11 protein-coding genes are annotated in these 12,235 nt (G+C 43.4%); 5 read left to right on the top strand and 6 right to left on the bottom strand.

Annotated elements, in window-relative coordinates:
- Window positions 1-73 precede the first annotated feature (73 nt).
- The 4 genes from CI957_RS01435 to hdrA2 are packed head-to-tail and all read right to left on the bottom strand — an operon-like array spanning window position 74 to window position 6,818.
- Complete coding sequence (locus CI957_RS01435) at window positions 74-1,192, bottom strand: DPP IV N-terminal domain-containing protein (protein ID WP_128754074.1); 1,119 nt, start codon at window positions 1,190-1,192, stop codon at window positions 74-76.
- Window positions 1,193-1,200: 8 nt separating this feature from the next.
- Window positions 1,201-3,102: a Glu-tRNA(Gln) amidotransferase subunit GatE gene (gene gatE, locus CI957_RS01430; protein ID WP_128754073.1), complete on the bottom strand. Its 1,902-nt coding sequence runs from the start codon at window positions 3,100-3,102 to the stop codon at window positions 1,201-1,203.
- Window positions 3,103-3,153: 51 nt separating this feature from the next.
- Entirely contained in the window at window positions 3,154-4,467 is a 1,314-nt protein-coding gene (locus CI957_RS01425; protein WP_128754072.1) for a 4Fe-4S binding protein, read from the bottom strand.
- The gene (gene hdrA2, locus CI957_RS01420; protein ID WP_128754071.1) at window positions 4,464-6,818 is read right to left on the bottom strand and encodes a CoB-CoM heterodisulfide reductase HdrA2; all 2,355 of its coding nucleotides are present in this window, start codon (window positions 6,816-6,818) and stop codon (window positions 4,464-4,466) included. Before hdrA2 ends, CI957_RS01425 begins: the two co-directional genes overlap by 4 nt.
- Before the next feature lie 149 nt (window positions 6,819-6,967).
- Here hdrA2 and trxA point away from each other — a divergent pair, with 149 nt between their 5' ends.
- The 5 genes from trxA to CI957_RS01395 are packed head-to-tail and all read left to right on the top strand — an operon-like array spanning window position 6,968 to window position 9,874.
- The gene (gene trxA / locus CI957_RS01415; protein WP_206631024.1) at window positions 6,968-7,390 is read left to right on the top strand and encodes a thioredoxin; all 423 of its coding nucleotides are present in this window, start codon (window positions 6,968-6,970) and stop codon (window positions 7,388-7,390) included.
- A gap of 16 nt (window positions 7,391-7,406) precedes the next feature.
- Window positions 7,407-7,727: a ferredoxin-thioredoxin reductase catalytic domain-containing protein gene (locus tag CI957_RS01410; RefSeq protein ID WP_128754070.1), complete on the top strand. Its 321-nt coding sequence runs from the start codon at window positions 7,407-7,409 to the stop codon at window positions 7,725-7,727.
- Between the two features lie 32 nt (window positions 7,728-7,759).
- Window positions 7,760-8,221, top strand: a complete 462-nt coding sequence (locus CI957_RS01405; protein WP_128754069.1) for a ferredoxin family protein — start codon at window positions 7,760-7,762, stop codon at window positions 8,219-8,221.
- 16 nt (window positions 8,222-8,237) lie between these two features.
- Window positions 8,238-9,479 (top strand): formylmethanofuran dehydrogenase subunit B, encoded by a 1,242-nt coding sequence (locus CI957_RS01400; RefSeq protein ID WP_105460083.1) that lies wholly within the window; start codon window positions 8,238-8,240, stop codon window positions 9,477-9,479.
- Window positions 9,476-9,874, top strand: a complete 399-nt coding sequence (locus CI957_RS01395; protein WP_308736806.1) for a molybdopterin dinucleotide binding domain-containing protein — start codon at window positions 9,476-9,478, stop codon at window positions 9,872-9,874. The genes CI957_RS01400 and CI957_RS01395 overlap by 4 nt, the downstream gene beginning before the upstream one ends.
- 1 nt (window position 9,875) lies before the next feature.
- Here the strand turns inward: CI957_RS01395 and CI957_RS01390 are convergent, their stop codons facing one another.
- Together CI957_RS01390 and CI957_RS01385 are read right to left on the bottom strand one after the other, a co-directional pair.
- On the bottom strand, window positions 9,876-10,724 hold the full coding sequence (locus CI957_RS01390; RefSeq protein ID WP_096711393.1) for a methanogenesis marker 8 protein: 849 nt from the start codon (window positions 10,722-10,724) through the stop codon (window positions 9,876-9,878).
- A gap of 16 nt (window positions 10,725-10,740) precedes the next feature.
- Window positions 10,741-12,042 (bottom strand): phenylacetate--CoA ligase family protein, encoded by a 1,302-nt coding sequence (locus tag CI957_RS01385; RefSeq protein WP_128754068.1) that lies wholly within the window; start codon window positions 12,040-12,042, stop codon window positions 10,741-10,743.
- Window positions 12,043-12,235 lie beyond the last annotated feature (193 nt).

Raw genomic sequence — 12,235 nt, 5'->3', positions numbered from 1 at the left:
AAAAGTAGGCTATAAGTATTTCGATGGATGAAAGAAAAGATTCATTCAAAGTACAAGTAGTTACAAATATAAATTACACTTTCCTGAAAATTAATCTGGCTATCAGGAATAAAACTATGCCAAGTACAAGCCCTCCGGCAAACAAAGCAAGATTATTACTTATCTTGCCTAATAGTCCAATAGAGCCTTCATCCATATCCTGATTGTTTTCGGAGGTTAATACAACATCCTCATTCTCCGTTACATTTACATTAGTGTCCGTTACATTTACATTAGTATCTTCTACATTAATACCGGAAATCTCATCTGTGCCTTCAGGATTTTCCATTTCCAACATCCAGAGATCAAAGGTTCCATTTGCTTTGGTTCCAAAGACTATTTTTTTACCGTAAGGGCTTACGGCAGGAGAAAATTCAACTTTCCTGTTGTCGGTAAGTGATTGTCTCTCATCATCCTCAGTATCAATCAACCATAGATTGGTTTCTCCTCCCTGATCAGAAACAAAGACTATCTTTTCACCTGATGGCAGGAAAAAAGGATCGACATCATTGGAATTACCATGGGTAAGTTGCCAGGATGTATCAAGTTCTACATCTGTCAGCCATAAATTACCCTTTAAAGAGTAAATTATTTCGCTCCCATCAGGAGACCAGGAAGGCTTACCTTCATCTTCTGAAGTAAAAGTCAACTGCCTATGTGATTTGTTTGTTATATCCATTACCCAGATGTCATAATTACCCGCAATATTGGATCGATATGCAAGCATTGAACCATCCGGACTTATTGAAGGTGAGCGGCGGTCTGCACCATCAGTTAATTGTGTAATATTGGATCCGTTGGCATTCATCTTAAAGAGATTGATGTAGGTAGAAGAACGCGGTTTTCGGGATTCTGACGCGAAATAAATTTCCTTCCCATCTGCAGAAAAACAGGGATCACCGTCCCATTTCATTCCATCATAAATAATATGTGGATTACTACCATCTACATCCATAATCCCGATTGCCTGACCATTCATGTAAGTAATCTGCTTTCCATCCGGACTCCATGCAGGATAATGATAGTCACTGCTATAATCATCAGTGAGAGGATATATATCCGCAACCTCTATTCCGGCAAATACCGGTGTTGCGGAAAAAATGATAAGGACCAGGCAAAAAAAAGCCATTAGTCCTGTTTTCAGCATTTTCATCACTCTTATTAACTATTTATGTGTTCTTCAATCTTTTGCTTCAGGATGTTACTTACAACCTTACCATCAACTTTTCCACGGAACTGGCCCATGACAATCCCCATGAGAGGGCCAACAGCTCCCAATCCCTTTTCATTGACAAAATCAGCCCTTTCCCTGACAAGATTGACTGCAAAGGATTCTATTTCAGAAGTATCTATACCTGAAAAACCAAGTTCTTTCAAGGCTTCATCTATACTTAAATCCGGTTTTTCAGCAAGCAGGCGCAGTAATTCATCAATACCTTCTTTGGCAACTTTGCCTTCTCCTATGGCATCAAACAAGGCAATAAAGTGATCATCCTGTAGTTTTTCGACATCAATCCCGTCCCTGCGAAGTTCAGGCAACCTGCCTGTAAAAGTACGGGCAACCAGAGTAGCACCTATTGAACCATTTAAAGAAAATCTATCCATGATTTTTTCAAAAAGGAGCAGATACTTTGAGTAAACGATTTTTTCAGCAAGTTCATCGTTTAAATTGTATTCTTCTGTGAACCGTTTACTTTTATCGATAAGAAGTTCAGGGGTTTCAACGGATTCAAAGTAAGAAGAGGATATATCAATTACGGGAACATCTGTCTCGGGATACATACGTGAAGCACCCGGCAGTGGTCTCATGTATGCAGTATTTCCATCAGGCAGAGCCCGTCTGGTTTCCTCGGGTACAAATTCCAGGGCTTCGCGAGCCCTTATAAGTACACTTTCCATCGCACCGTGTGCCTTTTTGTAAGAATCGGCAACCAGTACAACTGCATCCCCATCAGCAGCTCCCACAGATGTTCTCAGGGATTCCACTTCATCTGCAGTGATGCCATATTTCGGGAGTTCGTCGGTATGGAAAATTCCACCCACACCGGAAGGTTTTGCCCTGTCTGAAAACTCCGTGCCAAGCCTTCTTCCAGGCTGCACTTCTTCTCCTATGATACCATCAAAACCGATTAACCTGATTGCAAGGACTTTTCCTTTTTTAAGTGCACGTTTGATAACCTTGGATTCGGTGTCCCTGAAAACATCAGTTACATCAAATATTTCATTATGTACGCCCGCAGACCTCTGTTGCAGTTTTTCACGGATACGTAACAGGTTAACCTGTCTTTCGACTTCAAGTTCGACAATGGCTTCGATCATATCCAGGGCCTGTACACCCTTAACCTCGACCCTTGCACCTTCAGCAATTGAGATATTCACATCCTGGCGGATGGTCCCCTGTCCCCTTTTGACCTTCCCGGTAGAACGCAACAACATACCTATAATCCGGGCTGTTTCCCTGGCATGGGCAGGGGTTATTATATCGGGAGCAGTCCCGATTTCCACAAGAGGGATTCCCAGCCTGTCAAGGGAATAAACAATGCTATCCTTTTTATCCTCAATCTTCTGGGCAGATTCTTCTTCAATACACAGTACATCAACACCCACCTCATTCAGACTTGTGGGTATCGTTCCGTCATTTGCAAGGAAAGCAGTACGTTGAAAACCGGTTGTGTTGGAACCATCAACAACTATTTTACGCATTACATGAAGTTGCTCCACTGGTCGCATGTTCATCAGTTTTGCAACCACAAGGGCAATGTCCAGGGCCTCGGTATTCAGTTTGCGGGGTGGTTCCTCATCATATTCTACAAGACAGGTAGTATCATAGCCCTTGTAAACATACTTACGGTTGACCTTTGTCTGTTCCACAGCCGCACGGTCTTTTTCACCCATTTCACTTTCAGTGGCCCTCAAATACCTGTAGAATTCTACATTGGACTCTTCAGTTTCACGCAATGTAGTCGGGCACCTGCAAAACAGTTTTTCTTTTGAATCAAGCTGCTGGTGGATCTCCAGTCCGCACTTCAGGCCAAGTTCCCTGTAATAATCATCATTGTTCATATGGATATCACCAAGATCTGCTAAACAAGAACATGTAAAGGTATAAAGTAGTTATTTTTCGATATCTGAGATTTGCTCTGTACCTTCTTTTCTTTTTTCCCATTTGCGCCTTAATTTCACATCTTTAAGGGTAGGGCGCAGCTTTTCCATTTTCTCTTTTACCTTTTCCTGCAATTTTTCATCAATTTCCGGGAATTCGATATCAATGTGCTCTTTTGCCTTTTCTTCAGGCATTTCCAGGACTCTTGAGGTATCCGGTCTTTTACGTTTGCCGCTTACCAGCGCATCAATAGCATCTTCCCATTGTTTTGACCAGGGGGTATCGGGTATTGGAGAATGGCACACACTATCTCTTTTAACTTCCATTACATTATCAGGACAGGCTTTCTCGCAGGCACCACAGAAAGTACAGAGATCATCCCTGGCGGCTATTTTCTGCCCGCTTTCGGGAATATACCAGAGATGGGAAGGGCAGACATTGAAGCAGGCATGGCAACCGGTAGGATCACATTTGTTTATGTTTGCATCGATAAGCTTTAACTCACCCTCAAAAGGTTTGGTAATATCCACTGCATCATAGGGACAAACAATATCGCACCAACCGCATACCGTGCATTTCTCCGGATCAATCCGGGCACCACCCTCTATTACGGGTGCTTCCCCGCGTCTTGTCCCCTTCACCTCGATAGCATCTTCCGGACAGAGGTCTGCACACAAGACACAGTAATCACACTGGTCCTCATCCACAAGTAGCTGCTCAAAAGGCATGGGATCGATCGCTCCCGGTTCCTTTTCAAGCAGCATGAAAGCATCACAAAAACGTGCACAAAGGCCACAAAGTGTACACTTATCCTCATCAATGATGATCTCGCCTTCTTCACCCTCTTTAAACGGGGCAAGTTCCTCCTTGGTCTGCATTTCAATTTCGAGATCAATTGCATCTTCGGGACAGGTTACTTCACAAAGCAGACATGGAAGACATTTTTCATTTATCGTTGCCTTTCCTTCCAATACAGGGAACAGGTCATCTTCCGGGAAATCACCTTCTGCAGACATCCGAAATGCATTTACCGGACAGAAGTTGGCACACATGGAGCAGAATGTGCATTTATCAAGATCCAGCATTACAGGAGGGGCATCCATTCCAGTTGCGATCTCATGTATAGGGCCGGCTTCAAGGGCCTCAGTGGGACATATCCTGACACAAAGACCACAACCAATACACCTTTTGTAATCGTAATCAAGTGTTCTGGTACCCTTATCGGTTTTTTGCCGATACAATATGTGACTGTCTTCCACATCCATTTCCTTTTCCACGGAAAGGGACTGCTCTACAGCACATTCTTCTTCCAGCTCCTCACTCATCTGTCAGCCTCCTCAAGTTCAGAGCCGATTGGACCGATTGCTTTCAGGTAATCAACAAAATCTTCAATCGTATTGGCAAATTTTTCTCCTTCTGCAGCTGATATCCATTCAACACGCAACCTGCCGGAATCAAAACCTGATTCCGTAAGAACCTCTCCCAGATTTTCCATCCGAGTTTGTGCATGATAGTTACCATTCACATAATGACATTCCCCGAGACGACAACCAGCAACAAGTACGCCGTCTGCACCCATGTCGAAGGCCTCCATCACAAAATCAGGATCTACACGGCCCGCACACATTACCTTTATAATTCTTACATTGGTGGGATACTGGATTCGGGATGTTCCGGCAAGGTCTGCTGAAGCATAACTGCACCAGTTGCACAGAAATGCAACAATCAGGGGAAACTCATCTTTTACTTCCAGAGCTGCCTTTATCTGTGCCCTTACCTGTTCGTCGGTATGCTGATGCATTGAGATAGCATCCACCGGACAGGCTGCACTGCAGGTACCACAACCATGGCAGGAAACCTCATCAACAAATGCCTTGCCATTTTCGATTTTGATTGTACCGTAATCACAAACATCTGCACAGATACCGCATCCGATACAGGTATCAGAATCCACATGAGCGCTTGAGGGCTCCGTGCGAAGCTCACCAGGTTGAAGCAGTCTCATAGCCCGGGATGCAGCCGCACTACCCTGTGCAATGGAAACCTGTATTTCTTTGGGTCCTGAGGCACAGCCTGCAAGGAAAACACCGTTGATATGTGAATCCACCGGTTTCATCTTGGGATGGGACACAGCAAAGAACCTGTCAGGCCGGCTTGCCATTTTCAGCATACCCCCAATTGGTTTTGCGGACGTGTCAGCTTCCATGCCGGTGGATAATATGACAAGATCGTACTGTTTTTCTTCTATTCTGGATTCCAGGGTATTCTCATACCGCAGGGAAAGAGAACCATCGTGTTCCTGCACAATCTCAGCTACTCGCCCCCGTACGAAATCCACCCCTATTGCCTGGGTTTTGGTGTAATATTCTTCGTACATCTCTCCTGAGGCACGTATGTCAATATAGTGAATAGTTATTCGAATCTCCGGATAGCGCTCTTTTAGCAACTGGGCATTTTTCATTGCTGACATGCAACAAACCCGGGAACAATAGGGATTTCCCACAGATTCATCCCGCGAACCAACACATTGTATAAATGCCACTTCCTCTGCAACCTCACCTGTTGAAGGACAGGTAACCCTGCCCCTGGTGGGTCCTGAAGCATTCAGTAGCCGCTCAAGTTCCATATTTGTCATGACATCGGGATATATGCCATACCCGTACTCCTCTTTCCTGGATGCATCAAACAAGCGATATCCTGTGGCGATAATTATTGCTCCAACATTCAGCTGGAATCGGGTGGTCTGCTGCTCAAATTCCACTGCATCTGCAGGACATGCCTGCGCACAGAGGCCACAGCCAACACAATAATCACTATCAATATATGCAACCTGTGGAACAGCTTGCGGAATAGGAATATTGATTGCCCGGGTTTTACCAAGTCCACTATCAAACCGGGAAGGAATTTCCACAGGACATACCCTTGAACATTCATCCACACAACCCTTGCATTTTTCTTCGGATACATATCGGGGCTGAGTGGTACCGGTAATCTCAAAGTTACCGACCGAACCTTCAATTGCAGTAATTTCAGAAAGGGTGTGAAGTTCGATGTCAGAATGGTTAAGAACTTCGGTCATCTTTGGGGCAAGGACACAGATGGAACAGTCATTTGTAGGAAATACTTCATTCAACAGAGCCATCTTTCCACCAATCGTGGGCTCTTTTTCAATCATATGAACTTTATAGCCCGTATCTGCAAGATCCAGAGCTGCTTCAATACCTGCCACGCCCCCACCTATTACAAGTACCTCCTTACTAACAGGTGTACTCTGGATCTTGAGGGGTTTCAGAAACTTTAGTTTTGCCACACCCATCTTGATAAGATCAAACGCTTTCTGGGTGGCCATTCTTGGATTATCCATATGCACCCAGGAACACTGTTCCCTGATGTTAACTATCTCAAGAAGGAATGGATTGATACCTGATTTTTCCAGTACTTTCCTGAAAGTAGTTTCATGAAGTTTAGGAGTACAGGCTGCAACAAGCACACGTTCAACATTATGTTCTTCAATATCCTTTGCAATCTTTTCTTGCCCGGAATCCGAACACATGAACTGGATATCTGATGCGATCACAACATCATCCAGGGATTCTACCTGTTTTAGAAGAGCTTCAATATCGACTACACCTGCAATATTGAGCCCGCAGTGACAAATGTATACTCCTATTCTCATAAAAGTGCCCCTTTGTGGCTCTCTGATTTCATTTTAGACATGATATACCTTTGGATATAAAAAACGGTCGTGTGGATTGTGTGAACACCGTGCACAAAAGAAATAATATAGAAGGAGAATATAACTAAACCATTGAAAGGTGATCAATGATGGGACTGGGAAATTTTATCAAAGGACTTTTCGGCAAAGGCGCACCCTCAATGTCAACGTCAGAGCCTGTTACAGAAGCTATAAATACAAATCTCTATAAAGTTAATTCCCTGGCTTTTGAGCAGGAAGTTGTGAAAGCAGAAACTCCTGTAGTTGTCGATTGTTTTGCAAAATGGTGTGCACCCTGTAAGAAAATGGCCCCTGTGTTCGAAGAAGTCGCTGCCGAATATGAGAACCAGGTCAAATTTGTAATAATTGACCTCGATCAATCAAAGGATATTGCCAAACAATACCATGTAGTTGGAATCCCGACACTTTTGCTCTTTGACAGTGGGGAAGTAAAAGAAAAACTGGTAGGCAATACCACAAAAGATAAACTTAGAGCATCAATCGAAGAGGTATTCAAAATCAAATCTGAATGATTAAGGTGAAAAAACTATGGTCAGTCAAGAAGACAAAGCAAAAACAAAAAACTGGGTTACTAAATATGCTCAAAAGAAAGGATACAAACTAAACCCCGATCCTGAAATGCTGGATCTGGTAATTGAGGGGCTGGCGAACAACAAAATAAAGTACGGCAAAGGTTACTGTCCCTGCAGAATACCTTCAGGGGATAAGAAGGAAGACAGGAAAATAATATGTCCCTGCGTCTACCATAAGGATGAAATTGCAGTTGATGGTTCATGTCACTGTGATCTGTTCTTCCAAAACGAAGACAATGGTATAAAAGAAGAGCAACAAAATGATTCAGAAGACTAAGATTTCCTTTTGTCCTCCAGAGTGGTGAAACAATGGCCAATGCGATGGAGATATACCAGCTTCTCCCGAAGACTAACTGCAAGAAATGTGGCAAATCCTCATGTATGGCATTTGCTGCAGCCTTGCTTTCCAGGGAGAAAAAACTTGATGAATGTACTCCGATGCTGGAAGAGGAAAAATACAGTGAAAATTACACAAAACTTAAAGGTCTGGTTTCACCTGCAGAACAGGCGTCAGAAACCGGCATGATTGTACATGAGGAGCTATGCATAGGTTGTGGCAATTGTGTTGTCGCCTGCCCTGTAAATGTCGCAGAAGACCCAAAAGGTGCAGGTAGTGGAAACGCACCTACTAACGAAAGGGTAATCCTGAAAGTTGAAGGCGGTGTAGTACGCCTGTCCAACGTGGAAGATTGCCGCAGATTCGGAGAGAATAAAATACTTTGCAGCGGTTGCATAGTTACCTGCCCCACAAAAGCAATTGAATTTGTCTGATTTTAGGAGGGAGCCTTTGGAAAGAGAATACAATGTTTGTACAGGATGCGCTCTTTTGTGTGACGATATAGAACTGAGGGAAGAAGAAAACAAGACCATTATAGATAGTGCCTGTCGCAAAGGGGTTGCGTGGATAAAAAATTGCCAGCATCCTCTAGAGTGTACTGTGGATGCAAAAGATGCCACATCTCAGGATGCAATTGAAAAGGCAGCTGAAATTCTGAAAAGTGCCAAAAATCCCCTCATATTTGGTATGGGAAATTCGAGTCTTAAAGCCCAGGAAAAAGCCATTGAACTGGCAAAAAAATCCAATGCCTGCATTGATGACACCTCATCGTTCTGCCAGGGTCCTTTTGTTGAAGCAATTCTCAATGATAAAATCAAAAGTTGTACACTGGATGAAGTAAGGGACAAGGCTGATGTAATTGTATACTGGGGATGTGATCCTTCAAATTCCCATCCCAGACATCTTTCTAAATATTCTTATTTTCCCAGGGGAAGAATGCGCCAGAGGGGGTGGGAAGAAGACAGGACGGCAATAGCAATTGATGTACGCAAATCGGATACAGCAATAATATGTGAAGATAATTTTTACCGGATTCCTCCAAAAGCAGACGCCGAATTTGCCCGGGCTCTGACAGAAGCCCTATCAGGAAAAGTACCGAAAGTAACCTTTGGTATGAAACCAAAAGAAATTCTTGAACTTGCAAACGTGCTGAAAAAAGCAGAATTCGGTGTGATATTTGCAGGATTGGGGCTGGTTTATTCCATGCACGACCTATCCCCCATGGAAGATCTTCTGGAAGCCCTGAACAAGAAGACAGACTTCCATTTGATGCCTATGGTCGGGCAGTATAACATGCGTGGCTTCAACCATACCCTGTTTGACCAAACAGGCTATATTAACAGGGTAAGTTTTGATGGGGAAGATATAGGTCATGGGCCCCAATACTCAGTTGTGGAGGTATTGAAAGAGAAAAGAGTAGACGCTGCCCTTATCATCGGTTCAGACCCCCTTTCCAGCCTGCCCGGGAGTATAGCTGCAAATCTCAAAGAAATCCCAACCATTGTAATTGACCCCTGTAAGACCTTCACTTCCCAGATTGCAAATGTGACAATCCCGTCGGCCGTTACTGGTGTGGAATGTAAAGGGGAAGCAATTCGGATGGATGGGGTCAAAGTCGAACTAACACAAATGAGAAAATCGGATAAAATGGCCGATGCAGATATCATTGAAAAAATAATGGAGGCCATATGATGGGTTTTGATCAGTTCCTTTCATCTCCTGAAATGGAAATCCTCATTATCACTCATCGTGATATCTTCCAGAGTGCAGCAAATAGTGATAGCCGTTTCTCAGATGATTATGCAAACCTTACAGCAATAATCCGGCTTGATAAACAGGACATGAAAAAAGCTGGACTGAAGGAAGGAAATCTTGTAACTATTGAAAATAGTGCAGGGAAAGTAGTTGTAAAAGCCCTCCAATCCACCTATGAAGAACCACATCCTGGCACCGCTTATATGGTAAACGGACCCTGGGTAAATGCACTTGTATCTGCTGAAACAAGCGGTACGGGAGTACCTGCATTCAAATATATAGAAGCAAAAATGAAAAAATCAAAGGAAAGTTCAATTACTTCCTTTGAATAATTCAAACCAGTTCCCGGGGCTGTTTATGTTCCGGTAACACCGGCAGGGGCATTGTATTTATAAGGACAGGGGATTCCACTTCCTTTGCCCTTTCAAGCAGCATTTCCTTACCCTTTTGTGTTAATGCAAAAAGCGGTACTGCCGTGCCTACCTGTGCAAGGGGTTTAATTAATTCCCGTATCTGGCGGGAAGCACACCCTGTCGTAATGTCCACATGCTGGAAAAGTTCCATTGCTTCCTCTTTTCCCAGACCTGTGGTATGTGCCGCAACGATAAGCAGGTCCAATTCACCTTCAGCTTCAAGTTGTCTCAGGCGTGCTGCATTTTCGGAATGGACCACAGTGACTGCAATTCTCCTGTAGCCCAGTTTAGCTGCTTTCAGCACACCACCCTCCGGGTTTATTTCAGCAGTTGATGGATCCAGTACAATTCCGCCCTTTTCTGCTATACCATTAATTACAGCATCAATGGGTTCTGTTTCAATCAGTCCTGAGATACGGGCACCCATTCCCTGTACAAGTTTAGGGTTGTTTGTGATCACAGTGCCCGCTCCATCGCACACGGTGACAGTAGTATCAAGCATATCCCGATTCAGGCCGGTCATCATGACTTCAGAAGCACCGAATCCTACGAATACATCCTGCTCCAGTTTCCTTTCGGATGTGAAAAGACCAAAATCCTTTATCCGATATTCCATATTTTTCCGCGCAGCTTCTGGAGTAATTTCCTTGATTCCATGCACCTTATCAAAAATGGGACACCATTTCACGGTAGGTTCCCCAACCTCGATAACTTTGCCATTCTTTACAACAATCCGGGTCTTTCCCAACAATTCCATTACATGTGGCATATGTTTAAACATCCTTTTAGAGTGCTTCACGATGATCGACTACACGTTTTGCTTTTCCGGTGGTGCGAGGAATAGTACCTTTTTCCGCAAGATCAACATTGGTGCGTATATTCAGTACACTTTTAAGTTCATTTTCGACATGTTTTTTAACAGCAGCCAGATCTTTCAGTTCCCCTGTAAAAGCATTATCGGATAGTTCCACCCTGACAGTAATTTCATCCATTTTATGTGCATTACGTTTGAGCAGTATCTGGAATTGATCGGTAATCTCATTAATACCCACAAGCACATCCTCAATCTGGGATGGGAACACATTAATCCCGCGTACGATTAACATATCATCTGCCCGGCCCATTATACGGGAAATTCGGGTGCTTGTTCTTCCGCATGCACATTCGGATTCAAGCAGTCGGGTAATATCACCTGTATGATAGCGTATTACAGGAAAGGCTTCCTTGGTGAGGGATGTCAGGACAAGTTCACCTTTTTCCCCCTCGGACACCTGTTCCCCATTTAAATCCAGTACCTCTACAAGGAAATGGTCATCCCATATATGTAACCCATCCTGCTCTTCACACTCAAAAGCAACCCCGGGACCGATAAGTTCAGATAGACCATAGGAATCATAAGCCTTCATTCCAAAGACATCCTCAATATCTTTTCGTGTGTTGGATGACCAGGGTTCTCCTCCAAAGGTGCCTATACGTAATGAAAGTTTATCCAGAATATCCATCTCTTCTGCGGTTTCAGCAAGATAAAGAGCATAAGAAGGAGTACAATTAATTGCAGTTACTCCAAAATCCTGCATCATTTCAAGTTGCCTGGCAGTATTGCCGGTACCCGCAGGGACGGTCATTGCACCAAGTCTTTCAGCACCGTTATGGAAGCCAAGCCCTCCGGTGAAAAGTCCATAATTCAGGGAATTCTGGAAAACATCATCCGGTCCAACTCCTACCATTTTGAGATCACGGGCCATCATGTCTGCCCATGTACGAATATCATTTTCTGTATATCCGACAACCGTGGGTTTTCCACTGGTTCCAGAGGATGCATGAATACGGACTACATCTTTGTTAGGAGTTGCGAACAGTCCGAAAGGATAGTTGGCACGGAGATCGGATTTTTTTGTGATGGGAAGATTTGTGATATCATCAACTGAATTGATATTTTCAGGGCAGACATCAAGTGCTTTAAATTTGTCTTTGTAGAAAGGAACGTTTCCATAGACGCTTGCAGCCGTTTTTTTTAGTCGTTTTAACTGTAATTGGCGCATTTCATCTTTTTGCATGGTTTCATATTCTGGCTGCCAGTATTTCATCACAGGATCACCTTTTCGTTTTTGATTGGATTCAATATTTATAAAGATTTACCATGTAAAATTTGCAAATTTAACGGTATTATGATACTGGTAATTTTCTTTTATGAATTCAGTTATATAAATAAATCAAATAAGAAAGGAGAAGTTACAGAGAATTACATGATGGCAGCCTGTGAACCTATTCTTTGGGCAC

It is taken from the genome of Methanohalophilus sp. WG1-DM (genome assembly GCF_004104135.1).
GTDB classification, from domain to species: domain Archaea; phylum Halobacteriota; class Methanosarcinia; order Methanosarcinales; family Methanosarcinaceae; genus Methanohalophilus; species Methanohalophilus euhalobius.
This window is presented reverse-complemented; position numbering and strand designations above follow the sequence as displayed.